Source organism: Flagellimonas beolgyonensis, from assembly GCF_003992615.1.
GTDB lineage: Bacteria > Bacteroidota > Bacteroidia > Flavobacteriales > Flavobacteriaceae > Flagellimonas > Flagellimonas beolgyonensis.
The window spans coordinates 25648-42524 of the sequence record NZ_RZMY01000013.1 but is presented as its reverse complement, the minus strand read 5'-3'; the positions used below and the strand labels follow the sequence as shown (position 1 = coordinate 42524).

General features: G+C 43.6%; 16 protein-coding genes. 9 read left to right on the top strand and 7 right to left on the bottom strand.

All coding sequences use genetic code 11. The annotated features are described in order from the left end of the window. Position 1: 1 nt before the first annotated feature. The gene (locus tag EO131_RS06890) at positions 2-823 is read left to right on the top strand and encodes a TerC family protein (protein ID WP_127020246.1); all 822 of its coding nucleotides are present in this window, start codon (positions 2-4) and stop codon (positions 821-823) included. Positions 824-826: 3 nt separating this feature from the next. On the opposite strand, the gene EO131_RS06885 is transcribed toward EO131_RS06890, so the two are convergent. The 7 genes from EO131_RS06885 to EO131_RS06860 form a co-directional block, all read right to left on the bottom strand. Next, positions 827-1783: a sterol desaturase family protein gene (locus tag EO131_RS06885; protein WP_127020243.1), complete on the bottom strand. Its 957-nt coding sequence runs from the start codon at positions 1781-1783 to the stop codon at positions 827-829. Positions 1784-1847: 64 nt separating this feature from the next. Further along, entirely contained in the window at positions 1848-4475 is a 2628-nt protein-coding gene (locus EO131_RS06880) for a DNA gyrase/topoisomerase IV subunit A (protein ID WP_127020241.1), read from the bottom strand. A gap of 28 nt (positions 4476-4503) precedes the next feature. Further along, positions 4504-6363: a DNA topoisomerase IV subunit B gene (locus tag EO131_RS06875; RefSeq protein WP_127020239.1), complete on the bottom strand. Its 1860-nt coding sequence runs from the start codon at positions 6361-6363 to the stop codon at positions 4504-4506. A 103-nt stretch (positions 6364-6466) separates the two neighbouring features. Further along, on the bottom strand, positions 6467-7369 hold the full coding sequence (locus EO131_RS06870) for a DMT family transporter (RefSeq protein WP_127020237.1): 903 nt from the start codon (positions 7367-7369) through the stop codon (positions 6467-6469). Positions 7370-7437: 68 nt separating this feature from the next. After that, positions 7438-8532, bottom strand: coding sequence for a redox-regulated ATPase YchF (gene ychF, locus EO131_RS06865; protein ID WP_127020235.1), 1095 nt, complete (start codon positions 8530-8532; stop codon positions 7438-7440). Positions 8533-8587: 55 nt separating this feature from the next. Beyond that, positions 8588-8716 carry a hypothetical protein gene (locus tag EO131_RS17385; protein WP_262707782.1) on the bottom strand — a complete coding sequence of 43 codons (129 nt, stop codon included), beginning with the start codon at positions 8714-8716 and terminating at the stop codon, positions 8588-8590. A gap of 50 nt (positions 8717-8766) precedes the next feature. Next, positions 8767-9120 carry a 4Fe-4S dicluster domain-containing protein gene (locus tag EO131_RS06860; protein WP_127020233.1) on the bottom strand — a complete coding sequence of 118 codons (354 nt, stop codon included), beginning with the start codon at positions 9118-9120 and terminating at the stop codon, positions 8767-8769. 85 nt (positions 9121-9205) lie between these two features. Between EO131_RS06860 and EO131_RS06855 the strand changes: the two genes are divergently transcribed. The 8 genes from EO131_RS06855 (at position 9206) to EO131_RS06820 (ending at position 16839) form a co-directional block, all read left to right on the top strand. Beyond that, positions 9206-10252, top strand: a complete 1047-nt coding sequence (locus tag EO131_RS06855; protein WP_127020231.1) for an acyl-CoA reductase — start codon at positions 9206-9208, stop codon at positions 10250-10252. A gap of 71 nt (positions 10253-10323) precedes the next feature. After that, entirely contained in the window at positions 10324-11388 is a 1065-nt protein-coding gene (gene serC, locus EO131_RS06850) for a 3-phosphoserine/phosphohydroxythreonine transaminase (RefSeq protein WP_127020229.1), read from the top strand. Positions 11389-11396: 8 nt separating this feature from the next. Further along, positions 11397-12347, top strand: a complete 951-nt coding sequence (locus EO131_RS06845) for a D-2-hydroxyacid dehydrogenase (protein WP_127021367.1) — start codon at positions 11397-11399, stop codon at positions 12345-12347. Between the two features lie 79 nt (positions 12348-12426). Continuing rightward, positions 12427-13068 (top strand): DUF937 domain-containing protein, encoded by a 642-nt coding sequence (locus tag EO131_RS06840; RefSeq protein ID WP_127020227.1) that lies wholly within the window; start codon positions 12427-12429, stop codon positions 13066-13068. 70 nt (positions 13069-13138) lie between these two features. Continuing rightward, positions 13139-13597, top strand: coding sequence for a DUF6146 family protein (locus EO131_RS06835; RefSeq protein WP_127020225.1), 459 nt, complete (start codon positions 13139-13141; stop codon positions 13595-13597). 32 nt (positions 13598-13629) lie between these two features. Further along, the gene (locus EO131_RS06830) at positions 13630-14145 is read left to right on the top strand and encodes a DUF6787 family protein (protein WP_164731639.1); all 516 of its coding nucleotides are present in this window, start codon (positions 13630-13632) and stop codon (positions 14143-14145) included. 53 nt (positions 14146-14198) lie between these two features. Then, positions 14199-14552, top strand: a complete 354-nt coding sequence (locus EO131_RS06825; RefSeq protein ID WP_127020223.1) for a hypothetical protein — start codon at positions 14199-14201, stop codon at positions 14550-14552. Between the two features lie 28 nt (positions 14553-14580). Beyond that, complete coding sequence (locus tag EO131_RS06820) at positions 14581-16839, top strand: TonB-dependent receptor (RefSeq protein WP_164731638.1); 2259 nt, start codon at positions 14581-14583, stop codon at positions 16837-16839. The last annotated feature ends 38 nt before the right edge of the window (positions 16840-16877 follow it).

Genomic DNA, 16877 nt, shown 5'->3' with positions numbered 1-16877 from the left:
CATGTTTGAAATCTTCACCAGTCCCGATGCCTGGATGGCTCTTTTGACCCTGACTTTTTTGGAAATTGTGCTGGGTATCGACAATATCATCTTCATTTCCATCGCTGCAGGGAAACTGGAGAAACAAAATCGTAAAAAAGCCACCAATATCGGATTGGTTCTGGCCATGCTTTTGCGGATCATCCTTTTGTTCGGGATAACTTGGCTCACCAAGATGAAAAAACCTTTTTTGGTTTTTAATGAATCATGGATTACTGGTGGCATTAGCTGGCAAGCAGTAATATTATTCGCAGGAGGGCTGTTTCTGTTGTATAAGAGTACACGCGAAATCCATGAAAAAATTGAAGATCGTGGACATGATGAGCGCGAAGTGAAAAAGTCTAGGTCTTCATCCTTAATGAATGCCATAGTTCAAATTACGGTAATCAATATTGTTTTCTCCTTCGATTCCATACTCACGGCCATTGGTATGACCAACGGAATTTCACCCAACCCAACAGACGCCTTGGTCTTGATGATTACCGCAGTTGTCATTTCGGTGGTGATCATGATGCTTTTTGCCAATCCTGTAGGGGAATTTGTGAACCGTCACCCTTCCATCCAAGTACTGGGATTGTCCTTTTTGATTTTGATAGGGTTCATGCTAATTGCCGAATCAGCCCACCTTTCACATCTTATCATATTTAAGAACGAAGTTGGGTCCATACCCAAAGGGTATTTGTATTTCGCAATTGCCTTTTCGCTAATGGTGGAGTTTCTAAATCTTCGGATTCAGAAAAACACCAATCCTGAAGAAAGTAAGGGAGCCTTGGATAAGCATTAAAGCCTAGTTCGGCCGCTGGTAGGCCAGCTCTGGATTGGCCGTTTTATGCTCTTCAAAAAGACGTTGTTGTTGTTTTACCGTAAGTGTGCTTCCATCGTGGCTCCATCCCGGAGGGCCAAAGATGTACATCAACTTGTGCGATAATTTGTTCGATTTCTTGACATCGTTCCAAATATCCTTGAATTCATGGGTAAGAATAACAACGGGGTTGAACGAATCGGGAGAATGGATAACACCGTATTTCACGTCGATTTCCTCATCTAATTCTTTCCAAGTACCGAACATTTTGTCAAATATATTAAGGAAACCGCCATGGTTTTTGTCCAAATACTCCACATTCTGGGCGTGGTGCACTTGGTGCATGGTATGTGTGTTCATGAATTTCTCCAAGAAACCCAATTTTGGGATATAGACGGAATGTAGTTGAAATTGCCACAATGCCTCGATTCCCAAGCAGACCACTACCATTTCAGGTGGAAAACCTATGGCAGGCATCCATGCATAAAAGAAAGGTTTGTACAATATGGTGAACCATCCGTTACGAACGGCGGTCCCCAAATTGTAATTATCGGACGAATGGTGCACAATATGCGCCGCCCATAAAATCCGGATTTCGTGGTTGGCCCTATGAAACCAGTAATAGGTGAAATCGTCGGCCAATTGGCACAAAATCCATACATACCAAGCATAACTGAATGATTGAAAACCCAGGAAATTGGTTCTGACCCCATCGACTATCGGATTGCAGAGTTCGTAAACGCCCTCAAAAAGCACAATGGCAAAAGCCACTTTAAACAATGGCCCCAAAATGGCGGAGCCAACTCCCATAAATCCACTGGCGGCTAAATCTTTCCAATTGTACAGATGGTCGTCGCCATGGGTTTTGCTGTATGTAAGTTCAAGCAATATAAAGGCAATAAAAACAGGTACGCCATATACCAGGGGGTTGGTAAAGTCCATATAGTTTGTTAAGAGGTAATTTTTGGTGTGTAACTCAAGAGTGAAAATATAGGCAGAAATTGGTTCAAAACAAAGAAGTCTGATCAGAACCTCCATTATTTGTATCAATATCGGTATTGGTATCTTCTATATTTTCCTCATCCACAACTTCAATATCCTCGGCTTTTTGTTCTTTTGGTTCTTCAAAAGGCAATGATTCCAAGACATTTATGCTCTTTACTTTGTCCGTTGTCAGTTGATTTCCCAATGCTTTGATCCCTTTTACGGCAATAAATTCTTCCACATTGATCTCTTGGTTGGGTTTGGCATCCTTGCCCCTTGGTTTCACGAATTCGAGTTCGATTACCGGTCTCCAATCGGTGGACACCAGTTCCAAATGTGATTTAGGTGCTTCGGAGATGACCAACTCTTCCTTATTGGGGTTTTCAACCAAAAAGCGTTTCAAGTAGTAGCGGTCCTTTTCACCATCATAATGTACTACGGAAATCGGTTTGTTCGGATTCCATTTTTCCAATACGATCATATCATCGTTGAAACGTGTCAACAAATCTGGGGGAATGGTTTTTACAATTCCTTTTTGGTCTATGACCAGCAACAAATCGTCTCCTTTGAATTCACCGAGCAACTCCCCTCTTCCATCGACATTCAAGCGGCTTACCACATCGTCAAACCAAATTTTTCGTGGTTTCAGTGTAGATACTCCTTTTTCTTTCAGTTCAATGCGCTTAACAGGATACTTGGTTACCAAATTTCCTTTGGAAGCCCTTCCTTTGATAAGGACATCGGCAAAATCGAGGTCCCATTTTAATTTTTTGATACTTCCGGATTGACGGAGCAATACGGTGACCACTTCGGCCTCACCATTGGGGTTGGCGGAAAAATATAGTACTTCAGCAGAAGCTTTTTCGCCTGCCAATTGGTACATCTTGTCTCGGGTAATGCTGGTCACATTAAAACGCTTAATGTAAGATGGCCCGCCCTTCCCATCTTTGTATATCATGTTGTAGATGGTGCGCTTGTCCTTTTTCTTGAACACGGCCACATGGATGATGTTCTTGCCCACAAACACTTTGGAATCCACCTTGGTGACCATCATTTCACCTTTTTCGGTGAATACGATAATATCGTCAATGTCGCTACAATCCGTTACGTATTCATCACGTTTTAAGGAAGTTCCAATAAACCCTTCCTCTCGGTTTACGTACAGTTTGGTATTTCGGATAACCACTTTGGTGGCCTCGATGTCATCAAAAATCCGGATTTCCGATTGTCTTTCCCGACCGGCGCCATATTTCTTTTTCAATTCCTTGAAATAATCGATGGCATATTCCACCAAATGCTCCAAATGGTGTTTGGTCTGGGCAATCTTTTCCTCCAGCCCTTCAATGAGCTGCTGCGCCTTTTCCAGGTCGAACTTGGAAATACGTTTGATTCGGATTTCGGTCAAGCGAACAATGTCCTCTTCGGTAACCGCGCGTTTTAGGTGGGCAGTATGGGGTTTCAATCCTTTATCGATGGCAGCAATAACGCCTTCCCATGTTTCTTCCTCTTCAATATCGCGATAGATACGATTCTCAATAAAGATGCGCTCCAACGATGCAAAATGCCACTGTTCCTCCAATTCGTCCAACTGTATTTCAAGCTCAGATTTCAGTAGTTCAACAGTATTATCCGTTGAACGTTCAAGCATTTCTTTAACCCCGATAAAATTCGGTTTGTTGTCCTCGATGATGCATCCCAAGGGCGAAATGGACGATTCACAGGCCGTAAAGGCATAAAGTGCATCAATTGTTTTGTCCGGTGATATGCCACTGGGCAAATGCACCAAGATTTCGACTTCGGCCGCTGTATTGTCCTCTATCTTTTTGATCTTGATTTTACCCTTATCATTAGCTTTTAAGATGGAATCAATTAAAGAGGAGGTGTTGGTTCCATAGGGTATTTCAGTGATCACCAAGGTGTTCTTGTCCAACGTCGATATTTTGGCCCTGACCCTGATCTTGCCGCCGCGCATGCCATCGTTGTAATTGGTGACATCGATAATACCAGCCGTTGGAAAATCGGGATACAAGGTGAATCGCTGACCCTTTAAGTGTTTGATGGAAGCATCTATCAATTCCACAAAATTGTGGGGCAAAATTTTCGTTGACAGTCCTACCGCAATACCCTCTGCGCCCTGGGCCAAAAGCAATGGGAATTTTACCGGAAGGTTAACGGGCTCCTTTTTTCGTCCGTCGTAGGACAATTGCCATTCTGTAATTTTTGGGCTGAATACCACTTCCAATGCAAACTTGGAAAGCCTTGCCTCAATATATCGTGGTGCTGCTGCTCCATCTCCGGTCAAAATATTTCCCCAGTTTCCTTGGGTATCGATCAGCAGGTCCTTTTGTCCGATCTGCACCATGGCATCGGCGATACTGGCATCACCATGGGGGTGGTATTGCATGGTATGCCCCACCACATTGGCCACTTTATTGTAGCGCCCATCGTCCAACTCCTTTAGGGCATGCATGATTCGGCGCTGAACGGGCTTGAACCCGTCCTCAATGGCCGGAACCGCGCGCTCCAAAATTACATAGGACGCATAATCCAGGAACCAGTCTTTGTACATCCCCGTAACCTTGACAAGACTATCGTGGGATTCTTCATGGTTTTCTAAACCTTCCTCATTCAATTCTTCGTTCTCTTCCATTTAGAAGGGCAACATTTATAGGGTTTATTTAAAGTTGGTTTTCTTCGATCAAATCAAGTTCCACTTTAAGGTTGTTGATGATGAATTCTTGCCGGTCCGGGGTGTTTTTGCCCATATAGAACTGGAGCAGATTGTCGATGCTCATGGCTTTGTCGAGCATCACGGGTTCCAGTCGGATATCATCACCGATAAAGTGCTTGAACTCATCAGGGGAAATTTCACCCAATCCCTTGAATCGGGTAATTTCCGGTTTTCCGGTCAGTTTTTGTATGGCATTCCTTTTCTCTTCCTCACTGTAGCAGTATATGGTCTCCTTTTTGTTCCGAACACGGAACAATGGAGTCTGTAAAATGTATAGGTGATTTTCCTTGATCAATTCAGGGAAAAATTGTAGAAAGAAAGTGATCAACAACAATCGAATGTGCATACCATCCACATCGGCATCGGTAGCGATCACAATATTGTTATACCGAAGGTCCTCCATGGACTCCTCAATATTGAGTGCAGCCTGCAATAGATTGAATTCTTCGTTTTCGTAGACGATTTTCTTGGACATGCCATAAGAATTCAACGGCTTACCCCGCAAGCTAAATACTGCTTGGGTATTCACATCCCTGGATTTGGTGATCGAACCGGAAGCAGAATCCCCCTCGGTAATGAAAAGTGTCGTTTCCAACCTTCGTTCATTCTTCATATCCTGAAGATGCACCCTACAGTCGCGTAACTTTTTATTATGCAGACTTGCCTTTTTGGCCCGTTCCCGTGCCAACTTGCGTATACCTGAAAGCTCCTTGCGCTCACGTTCTGCCTGAACAATCTTTCGTTGCAAAGCCTCAGCAGTCTGTGGGTTCTTATGCAGGTAATTGTCCAATTGGGTCCCTAAAAAGTCATTGATATAGGTGCGAACCGTGGGCAAATTGCCCCCCATGTCAGTAGAGCCCAGTTTGGTCTTGGTCTGGCTTTCAAAAACGGGTTCCATCACCTTGATGGAGATGGCTGAAATAATGGATTTCCGAACATCGGAGGCATCATAGTTTTTGCCATAGAAATCGCGGATGGTCTTTACCACTGCTTCCCGAAAGGCGGCTTGGTGGGTACCTCCCTGTGTGGTATGCTGCCCGTTCACAAAGGAATGGTATTCCTCGCTATACTGGGTTTTGCTATGCGTCATGGCGACTTCAATATCATCTCCCTTCAGATGGATGATTGGGTATAGAAAGTCGTCTTGGTTGTTATTGTCCTCCAAAAGGTCCTTCAAACCATTTTCGGATTGGTATTTTTCCCCATTGAAAATTATGGTCAATCCTGGATTGAGGTAAACATAGTTTTTGAGCATGCGTTCCACATACTCGTTTCGGTATTTGTAATTTCTAAAAATAGTCTCGTCGGGGGTGAAGCTTACCTTGGTGCCGCGTCTTCTGGAGGATTCTTCCAAAAGTTCCTCATTGACAAGGTTCCCAATCTCAAATTCGGCCGATTTGGATTGCCCATCCCGATTGGATTCCACACGAAAGTAAGTGGACAAGGCATTCACTGCCTTGGTACCCACTCCGTTCAGTCCTACGGATTTTTTAAAAGCACGGGTATCGTACTTTCCACCTGTATTCATTTTGGAAACCACATCGACCACTTTGCCCAAGGGAATGCCACGGCCATAATCCCGCACATGCACCACATTGTCCTTTATGGTGATTTCGATGGTTTTGCCGGCACCCATCACAAACTCATCGATACAGTTATCGATAACTTCCTTTAAAAGGATGTAGATACCATCATCCGCCGAGGAACCATCGCCCAATTTACCAATGTACATACCGGGACGCATGCGAATATGCTCCTTCCAATCGAGTGAACGTATATTATCCTCTGTATATTGGGTTTCTGCCATAACTCTGGGGAATATCCTTGCTAATATAAAATTTAGGGGCAAAAATAAAAGTCTTCATCAAAGAAAGTAATCAACAATGGACATGGGTTTTTGTTAACACATATCAGGCCCCAGCGCCTTTTTTCCGCCTTATGGAGAGATAGGTTACCCCGAAAATCACCACCAACATCCCGAACAATTGCCAATAAGTCAGTTTTTCGTCCAAAAACACAAAGGCCAACAAAATGGTGGACACGGGACCCAAGCTCCCCAATATGGAAAAATTGGAGGCGCCCAACCGCTCGATGGCTGCTGATACCAAAAAGGATGGAATCAAGGTAGCCAAAATGGCCATCGCCACACCATAGCCATACACTGCAGCTGGATATTCCCATAATCCAAAATTGCCGGAAATCAAATAGTGCACCCCAATACAGCAAGTGGAAACCACCATCGCATAACTGGTAAACCGAAGCACCCCGAACTTGGGAATCAACCAGCCACTCCCCACCAAATAAGAGGCATAGGTAATAGCGCTCAGCAAAACGAGAAAGCCACCGATTAGTACCCCGTTTCCATTGATGTCCAATTCACTCCAAAAGGTAATGACCACACCGATATAGGTGATCATTATGGCAATGGCTTGGACTTTGGTGATTTTTTGTTTAAAAAATAACCAGGAGAGAAACACCACAATGGTTGGATACACGAACAGAATGATACGCTCCAAGCCTGCCTTGATGTAATTGAGGCCCAAAAAATCAAAATAACTGGCGAGATAATAGCCTACAAAACCAAAAAGAAACAACCATGCATAATCTTTTATGGTAATGTTGACCAAAGGTTTTTTCTTTCGGATCAAAAAAAGGATGAAGAGATAAAAAGGCAACGAGAACAACATGCGGAACAGCAAAAGGTCCAAGGTCTCCACCTGATACTCGTAAGCCAACTTGACCATGACCGCTTTGGAAGAAAACAGCACTACGCCAAGAATACCGTAAATGATCCCCAAGCTTTTGTTCGACATGCCTCAAAACTAGTCGAAACCCGAATGGGAAGTTTAATACTTCAATGGAAAATTACAATGGTCAGCAACTACACGTTGAACCTAAAGTGCATAATATCACCGTCTTTCACGATGTATTCCTTACCCTCTACGCGCATGCGGCCTGCTTCCTTCACCTTGGCCTCGCTACCGAATTTAATGTAGTCGTCATAGGAAATCACCTCGGCTCGGATAAAGCCTTTTTCAAAATCGGTATGGATCACCCCTGCGGCTTGTGGTGCCGTGGCACCTACAGGAATGGTCCAGGCCCGAACTTCTTTTACACCAGCGGTAAAATAGGTTTCGAGGTTCAATAAACGATAGGCCCCTCGAATCAATTTAGCAGACCCAGGTTCTGTCAATCCCAAATCCTCCAAGAACATTTGACGCTCTTCGTAGGTTTCCAATTCGGTAATGTCAGCCTCGGTGCCCACGGCTAAAAAGATGACTTCGGCATTTTCATGGGCAACGGCATCACGCACCTGTTCCACATAATCGTTTCCAGTAGTGGCAGCACTTTCATCCACGTTGCATACGTACATGACTGGTTTATCCGTGATCAATTGCATGGGTTTCACATATTCGGCACGGTCTTCCGGACTTAGTTCGATGGCCCGTACAGAGGTGCCCGCTTCCAATCCCTGTTTCAGGGCATTCAGAACGGCTTCTTCTTTTTGGGCTTCCTTATTTCCCGTCTTGGCTGCCCTTTTCACTTTGTCCAGCTTTTTTTCAACGCTTTCCAAATCTTTTAGCTGCAGCTCCATATCAATGGTTTCCTTGTCACGGATAGGATTTACAGAACCGTCAACATGCACAATGTTATCGTTGTCAAAACAGCGCAAAACGTGTAGGATGGCATCGGTTTCCCGAATGTTCCCCAAAAACTGGTTGCCAAGCCCTTCACCTTTACTGGCACCCTTTACCAATCCGGCAATGTCCACAATCTCCACGGTGGCAGGTACCACGCGTTCCGGATTCACCAGTTCTTCCAATTTTTCCAAACGTTTATCGGGAACGTTTACCACGCCGATGTTCGGTTCTATGGTACAGAATGGAAAATTGGCGCTTTGGGCCTTTGCGTTGGACAAACAGTTGAAGAGTGTCGATTTTCCGACATTGGGCAATCCTACGATACCAGCTTTCATCTAAATCCTATCTATTTTGAGGGTGCAAATATAAGTTGAAGTTTTGGTTTGCGGTCTAATATTTACCGATGAGTAGATAGAAGCCCATGACCACCAAGGCTATTATGGCAAAAATGGCCACCAAGGACAGGATGCACCCAGCCTGTTTCCAAATCCCGTTGTATTCCTTTTCCTTTTGTTCCATAAAAAACCCGGACACTTTTAGGCCCGGGTAAAATTACATGAATTTATCTTTTATCCGTTGGGGTGCATAAATTGTTGCTTGCCCAGCAGTACCTCTTCGCTTTCTACGTGGTCCTCATCGGGCACACAGCAATCCACGGGACAAACTGCAGCGCACTGTGGTTCTTCATGGAAGCCTTTGCACTCCGTACACTTGTCCGGTACAATATAATAGATTTCGTCGCTTACGGGTTCCTGAACATCATCGGCATTAACGGCCTTGCCATTGGGCAGTACCACATCCCCTTTTAAAGAGGTACCATCACTATATCTCCATTCATCCGCACCTTCATAAATTGCCGTATTTGGGCACTCTGGCTCACATGCACCACAATTTATGCACTCATCAGTAATAATTATCGCCATAATTTTCTTTTCCTTTTGGGCTGATTCGATTCAGCATGCTTACTTTTGGCAAAAATAAACCCTACCAAATTAGTGTACAAATTTAATGGCGCCGTATATCCAAACAATTGAAGCTTTTGTCGAACTTGGAAAATACTTGTCCGATTTTTGCGAAAATCAGCAAAATGAATCTGGAAATCAGGACATGGCGTTGGTCGAAGCCATATCCAAAGCAGAACAACACAATGGCTGGTTTACCAAAGAGAACATTCTATTCGCATTGGAGCAATGGGCCAATTTATTGACCAAGGACCAATTGGAAAGCTGGATTTCCAAATATGGAATAAAGCCCCTAGATGAACCCAAAACGGTGGGAATTGTAATGGCTGGCAATATTCCCCTTGTCGGTTTCCATGACTTTTTGTGTGTATTGCTTTCCGGACATCGAGTCATGGTAAAACTATCATCCAATGATAAAATTTTATTGCCGTTTCTGGCCAATTTTTTAATCAAAGTGAATCCAGAACTGGCCCATCGTATACAATTCGTTGAGGGCAAAATGGAGAATTTTGATGCAGTGATTGCCACAGGAAGCAACAATACGGGCCGTTATTTTGAGTATTATTTTGGCAAGAAGCCAAACATCATACGAAAAAACAGAAATTCCGTGGCCATTCTTACCGGTGAGGAATCGAAGGAAGAACTGGAAGCGTTGGGCGAGGATGTTTTCAGATATTATGGTTTGGGATGTCGAAACGTGTCCAAGCTCTATGTCCCCAAAGGCTATGATTTTGAACCCTTTTTCAACGCCATGTATGCCTACAAGGACATCATTCACCAACATAAATACGCCAATAACTATGATTACAACAAGGCCGTTTATTTGATGAGTGAATTCCAATTGTTGGATAATGGTTTTCTGGTACTCAAGGAAGAAGAATCACTTGCTTCCCCTATTTCTGTGTTGTTCTATTCCAATTATGAAACAAAAGAAGAATTAACGCAGGTTTTGGAAAACAGGAAGGAAGACATACAATGTCTGGTTACTGCCACAGGAATAGGTTCCGAAGTTAAATTCGGTGAAACCCAAAAACCCAGATTGGATGATTATGCCGATGGTGTGGATACGATGGCTTTTTTGCTGCAGCTTTAGGCTGACACTAACCCTCTTTACCATTTTTTGAACCAAGAAATTTTTAGACCTTTACCCCGTAAACCAAGGAAATGAAAAAACACAATTTTAGCGCAGGCCCATGCATATTGCCCAAAGAGGTAATGCAAAAGGCATCCGAGGCCGTTTTGGAACTGGACGGTATTGGATTATCACTCATAGAAATCTCTCACCGAAGCAAGGAATTTGTGGCCATTATGGAAAAGGCCCGTTCCTTGGCCCTGGAATTGTTGGAACTGGAGGGCAAAGGGTATCAGGCCCTCTTCCTTCAAGGTGGTGCCAGCATGCAATTTTTAATGACGGCCTTTAACTTGTTGGAGAAAAAGGCCGGTTATATTAATACAGGTACTTGGAGCCAAAAGGCAATTAAGGAAGCCCGTCTGCTGGGTGAGATTGTGGAAGTCGCATCGTCCCAAGAACAAAATTTCAACCATATCCCAAAGGGATACAAGGTTCCAAAAGACCTCGATTATTTACATTTGACTTCCAACAATACCATTTATGGTACCCAGATCAAGGAATTTCCCGAAACGGATGTGCCTTTGGTCTGTGACATGAGTTCGGATATTTTTTCCCGTCAACTGGATTTTTCCAAATTTGACCTTATCTACGCTGGGGCCCAAAAGAACATGGGACCTGCGGGCACTACATTGGTTGTGGTGAAGGAAGACATTTTGGGCAGGGTAAGCCGTAAAATCCCATCCATGTTGGATTATAAAGTACACGTGAGCAAGGAAAGCATGTTCAATACACCACCTGTTTTTGCAGTATATGTTTCTATGTTGACCCTGCAATGGCTTAAGGATTTGGGTGGCATTGCTGCCATTGAGGAAATCAACGAGCGTAAGGCCAATCTGATCTATTCTGAAATTGAGTTGAACCCTGTTTTCTCAGGCATTGCCGCCAAGGAAGATCGTTCCATCATGAATGCAACCTTCAACATTACCGATGATGAACTCAAAGATGAATTCGACGCTATGTGCAAAGAAGCGGGCATCAGTGGTATCAACGGACATCGTTCCGTGGGTGGCTACCGTGCATCCATGTACAATGCCCTTCCCATTGAAAGTGTCGGAGTTTTGGTGGATATCATGAGTGAATTGGAAAAGAAAGGATAACCTAAATGATTAAAATTTTAGCGAACGACGGTATCGCCCGAACCGGTAAAGATCTTTTGGAAAAAGAAGGTTTTGAAGTAATCGAAACACGAGTTGCCCAAGAACAACTGGCCAACTTTATCAATGAACATAAAATTGAGGGGCTTTTGGTCCGCAGTGCCACTAAGGTGGACAAAAAAGTAATCGACGCTTGTTCCAACCTTAAATTGATTGGTCGTGGTGGTGTTGGCATGGACAATATAGATGTAGCTTATGCCGAATCCAAAGGCATTGAAGTTTTCAATACCCCGGAAGCCTCTTCCGAATCGGTGGCCGAATTGGTGTTTGCCCATTTGTTCGCTGCGGTTCGCTTTCTGCACGACTCTAACCGAAATATGCCCTTGGAAGGTGATAGCCAGTTCAAATTCTTGAAGAAAAGCTATGCCGGAGGCACGGAATTGCGGGGCAAAACATTGGGCATTGTCGGGTTTGGCCGAATTGGCCAAGCAACGGCCCGAATGGCACTTTCGCTGGGTATGCAAGTTCTTTTTACGGATCATACCATTACGGAAACGGAAATTGAAGCAACCTTCTTCGACGGACAATCTTTAAAATTCAAATTGAAGGCAGATAATCTGGAAACCGTATTGGCAAATTCCGATTTTGTAAGCCTTCATGTGCCCGCACAGGACAGTTATTTGCTCGGAGCCAAGGAAATTGGATTGATGAAACCCGGTGCTGGCATCATTAATACTTCCCGCGGCGGCGTGTTGGATGAAGTTGCCTTGGTGGAGGCTCTGGACAATGATCACCTTTCATTCGCGGGATTGGACGTATACGAATCGGAACCCCATCCCGAAATTAAGATTTTGATGCACCCCAAAATTTCCATGACACCACACATTGGAGCATCAACCGTGGAGGCACAGCAACGTATTGGTATTGAATTGGCCCAAAAGGTAATTGCAACCTTGAATTAATTGGGAATTAATATGACATATCCAAGTTGTTAAAACCCACTTTTTCGTACCTTGTCCCTCTAACCTTAACACAGAACACATGTCAGGAATTTTGGATTTAATCAATAGCCCAATGGGCAAACAATTGATCAGTGGTGTTGCCGGGCAAACCGGTCAACCAGAAAGTAAAACAGCTGATGTATTGACCATGGCCATGCCTTTATTGATGGGTGCCATGAAAAAAAATACCTCTACCCCCGGAGGCGCACAAGGCCTTATGAATGCCCTTTCTTCCAAACACGATGGCGGCATTTTGGATGATTTGGGTGGATTGTTCGGCGGTGGTGTGGACCAGAGTGTGATGAACGATGGTGCCGGTATTTTGGGACATATTTTGGGTTCCAAACAACCACAGGTAGAAAATGCCCTAAGCAGTAAATCAGGTATGGATGCGGGAACCATTTCGCAAATTCTTCAGATTGCCGCTCCTATTCTTTTGGGCTATTTGGGCAAACAGACCCGCCAACAGAATGTGAGCAGTCCAGATGGGTTGAACGGCCTTTTGGGTGGATTGATGGGCGGCGGTAAGGCAGCATCCAAACAACAATCTTTGATTGAATCTTTCTTGGATTCCGATGGAGACGGAAGTGTTATCGACGATTTGGCCGGAATGGTCCTCAATAGTGGAGGTTCCAAGAAAGGCGGACTCGGGGGTATGCTTGGTGGTCTTTTTGGAAAATAAGCACCAATACTTAACGTATTTTAACAAGGCCATTTGGAATTTCAAATGGCTTTTTTTGTACCTTAAGGATATGAAAAAGAACCTATTGTTTAAATTGTTTTCCCTTGTATTTGCTGGATTGCTGGTACTTTCCTGTACTGCACAGAAAGAGTTGTTGGATATTTCAGACCAAGAGCAGAGTGTGTTCAATTCCAAGGAAGAGGAGCCCGTTGAAATCAAGGATGAGGATACGGAATATGACATCATCATCATTGAACCCGGTTTTTATACCTGGCTCAATTCCATTGCGCGTCCGGAAGGCTATTATTCCCAAAATTTTTTGGAAAGCAGAAACCTTATTATGGTAACCACTTGGAACAATCGGGTATTGCAGCCCACTCGATTCAACCCCAATCTTTATGAAATGCAGATCAACTACGATCCCAACATAGACTATGGCTACGAAGTAAATTACAAACTCTACAATTACTTCATTTACTTTCAACGAAAATACAACCAACGTCTAGGGCCCTTTCTTCCCCGGATTTAATATGTTATTTTTGCCCTGATTTTATTATTGCTATGGATAAAGTTAGAGCGCGTTGGGAAATCCAAAAGAATTGGCAGTTGTTGTTCCCCTTATTGGGTGTAGCACTTACCATGCTTTTTGCCTATTGGATTGCCAGACGTTTGTTGCATGCGTTTGAATTGAACAATACCGGCATTGAATGGATCTTCACTATTGGAATTTGCCTGGCCCTCTATTTTGCAATGGTTCGTTTCTTTTTGTGGTGCTTCAAAAAATTGGAACACAAATGGAAGGTGAACCAAAAATGGGAAATGATTGCCATTTTTATCGTTTTTGCCATTACTGGAAGTTTGGCAGGCAAGTTGGCAGCACCCCTAACCCATTGGATCGGATTAACCGGTGATTCCGTACATGGCGCAATTTACTGGACCTCACGTATCCTCCTTATTTTTCCCATTTATCAAATTCTGCTCGTAGGCATTGGATGGTTGTTCGGCCAATTCGAGTTTTTCTGGAATTTTGAGAAAAAAATGCTCAAACGGATCGGTTTGGGCTTTTTGGTGCCATAGTTTAGGTTTTTGTTAACACAATGTAAGCCCTTCACTTGGTTAAATTTGCGTCAATGGCCTCACTAGTATACAAGCGGATCTACGTTTTTATAGCCTTGGTATTGACCTTGGGGATTTTCACCCCCACCTTGGTCAAACTGCATCACGCGTTTAACGGCCATTCCCAGGAAAAGCAATGTGTTGCTAAAGGAACCGATCATGTCCATAGTTCGGATATTGGTTGTGAGTTCCATGATTTTACGCTTGTTTCCAAATTACTGATTTCCACAACATTTACTTATGAGTTGGTGGAAATTCAAGAGATAGGTCATTTTGAGACCTATTACTCCTTTGTTTTTAAACCTTTTAAAACCAATTTTCAGACCCTTCGGGGGCCACCCGGCGTTTCATTGTCTCTAGCTGTTTAGTTCTTATTAACCTCTTTTAACATTAACAATGAAACAACTTTATATTTCAATGCTCTTGGCATTGGCCCCAATCTACATATTCTCACAAAACACCATTTCCGGAACCATTACCGATGCCGAAAACAGTGGTCCTTTGGAGCAAGTGTCCGTTTATATTCCACAATTGGAAAAAGGGACCATAACCGATGAAAACGGAAATTTCACCATAAACAATGTGCCAGAAGGAACCTACAAAATTGTGGTTTCTTACCTAGGATACGAAACCTATTCCACCTCCTTTGAAATCAATGAAGGAAACAATAGCTTCTCCTACGCTATGGTACCTTCTGTAATAGAAATGGATGAAGTGGTCCTCTCCACCCCCTTTCATAAACTGGAACGGGAAAATGTAATGAAGGTGGAACAGAAATCCATTGCAGAACTGAAAAGTAATGGTGCCATAACTTTGGCAGACGGGATTACCAATATTCCCGGCGTTTCCTCGGTTTCCACCGGAATGGGTATTGGCAAACCAGTGATTCGGGGATTGAGCTTCAACCGCGTGCTCGTCTACACGCAAGGAGTTCGATTGGAAAACCAACAGTTTGGCGGTGAACACGGATTGGGCATAAACGATGCAGGTATTTCCAGTGTTGAGGTGATCAAAGGACCCGCTTCCCTGCTCTATGGCTCGGATGCCTTGGGTGGTGTTCTTTACTTGAATCCTGAGAATTTTGCGTTGCCCGGTCAGACTTCTGGCGATATCAACATGAACTATTTTACAAATACGTTGGGGTATGGGGCCAACGCAGGTTTTAAGACCTCAGGGGAAAAACTGAAGTTTTTGGCCAGGGGTGCTTATGCCTCCAATGCCGATTACGAAACCGGGAATGGTACCAGTGTAACCAACTCCCGATTTAAGGAAGCTGATTTGAAAACAGGTGTGGCCTACCAAGCCAGTAGGTTTAAAACAGAGTTACGCTATAATTATAACGCTTCCGAATTGGGTATTCCAGAAGAAATTGGTGTGCAGAACAACGACCGCGATCCTTTGTTGCCCTATCAAGAAATTTCGACACACATCTTAAGCTCAAAGAATAATTTCTTCTTCAAAAAATCGAGCTTGGAAGCCACCTTCGGGTATACCTTCAACGATCGAAAGGAATTTGAAGATCACCATGAGGAAGAGGAACCGGTTGTAGGCGAACCCGTTTTGGAAGAAGAGGAAGAGGGTCCGGCACTTCATATGGAATTGAGCACTTTCAATTATAACATCCAGTTCAACCCACAATGGGGTAAAATGACCACCATTTTTGGCATACAGGGCATGCATCAAAAAAATGAGAATTTTGGGGAAGAAGTCTTGATTCCAGATGCCATTACCAACGATTTTGGCATTTTGGCGACCTCGCATATCCACTTCGAAAAAAGTGACCTGCAGTTGGGTCTTCGTTATGATCTACGGTCCATAAATGGCGATGAAAGCGGCATTGTGGGTGATGAGGAATACATACCGGCCATCGACAGGAATTTTAGCAGTTTTAATGCTGCTGTAGGTTACCGTGCCGATGTTTCCGACAATATTATTGCCCGTTTAAACCTAGCCTCCGGATTTAGGGCGCCGAACCTTTCAGAATTGACTTCCAATGGTTCGCACAGTGGAGCCAACCGGTTTGAAATTGGAAACGCAGACCTTAAAAGTGAGCAGAACTTCCAGATAGACTTGGCCTTGGAATACGGCAACCAACACTTGGAAGCATATATCAACGGGTTTTTCAACGGTGTAAACAACTACATCTACTTACAGCCAACAGGTGAATTTAGGGATGTTGATCCCATTTATGTGTTCCAACAGCAAAATGCGACCTTGTATGGTGGAGAATTTGGATTCCACATTCACCCACACCCCATAGACTGGTTGCATTTGGAAAGTAGCTACGATATTGTATACGGTCAATTGGAAGACGATACCAACCTACCCTTGATTCCGGCCAACCGTTGGACCAATACCTTCCGGGTAGAATGGAGCAACAAAGCGACCAAGTCCAATAGTTACGCCTTTGTTACTCTTCAGACCTTTTTTGACCAAAACAAGGTAGCTGAGTTTGAAACCAAAACACCACGCTACAATCTATTCAATGTTGGTTTTGGTGGTGATATACTTCTTTTCAACCAAAAAATCGGATATAAGATCAGTGGAAACAATTTATTTGATAAAAACTATATTTCGCATCTATCCCGTTTAAAACCAGATGGCATTGCGAACATTGGAAGAAACATTGCCTTCAATGTGAGCATTCCGTTATAAAAAGAAGCGGATAATAAGAACGGGCAGCAGATGATTTT

What these genes read in the sequence shown, in the direction of transcription:
- EO131_RS06890 (WP_127020246.1), top strand. Translation starts at nt 2, where the DNA reads ATGTTTGAAATCTTCACCAGTCCCGATGCCTGGATGGCTCTTTTGACC.
- EO131_RS06885 (WP_127020243.1), bottom strand. Translation starts at nt 1,783, where the DNA reads ATGGACTTTACCAACCCCCTGGTATATGGCGTACCTGTTTTTATTGCC.
- EO131_RS06880 (WP_127020241.1), bottom strand. Translation starts at nt 4,475, where the DNA reads ATGGAAGAGAACGAAGAATTGAATGAGGAAGGTTTAGAAAACCATGAA.
- EO131_RS06875 (WP_127020239.1), bottom strand. Translation starts at nt 6,363, where the DNA reads ATGGCAGAAACCCAATATACAGAGGATAATATACGTTCACTCGATTGG.
- EO131_RS06870 (WP_127020237.1), bottom strand. Translation starts at nt 7,369, where the DNA reads ATGTCGAACAAAAGCTTGGGGATCATTTACGGTATTCTTGGCGTAGTG.
- ychF (WP_127020235.1), bottom strand. Translation starts at nt 8,532, where the DNA reads ATGAAAGCTGGTATCGTAGGATTGCCCAATGTCGGAAAATCGACACTC.
- EO131_RS17385 (WP_262707782.1), bottom strand. Translation starts at nt 8,716, where the DNA reads ATGGAACAAAAGGAAAAGGAATACAACGGGATTTGGAAACAGGCTGGG.
- EO131_RS06860 (WP_127020233.1), bottom strand. Translation starts at nt 9,120, where the DNA reads ATGGCGATAATTATTACTGATGAGTGCATAAATTGTGGTGCATGTGAG.
- EO131_RS06855 (WP_127020231.1), top strand. Translation starts at nt 9,206, where the DNA reads ATGGCGCCGTATATCCAAACAATTGAAGCTTTTGTCGAACTTGGAAAA.
- serC (WP_127020229.1), top strand. Translation starts at nt 10,324, where the DNA reads ATGAAAAAACACAATTTTAGCGCAGGCCCATGCATATTGCCCAAAGAG.
- EO131_RS06840 (WP_127020227.1), top strand. Translation starts at nt 12,427, where the DNA reads ATGTCAGGAATTTTGGATTTAATCAATAGCCCAATGGGCAAACAATTG.
- EO131_RS06835 (WP_127020225.1), top strand. Translation starts at nt 13,139, where the DNA reads ATGAAAAAGAACCTATTGTTTAAATTGTTTTCCCTTGTATTTGCTGGA.
- EO131_RS06830 (WP_164731639.1), top strand. Translation starts at nt 13,630, where the DNA reads ATGGATAAAGTTAGAGCGCGTTGGGAAATCCAAAAGAATTGGCAGTTG.
- EO131_RS06825 (WP_127020223.1), top strand. Translation starts at nt 14,199, where the DNA reads ATGGCCTCACTAGTATACAAGCGGATCTACGTTTTTATAGCCTTGGTA.
- EO131_RS06820 (WP_164731638.1), top strand. Translation starts at nt 14,581, where the DNA reads ATGAAACAACTTTATATTTCAATGCTCTTGGCATTGGCCCCAATCTAC.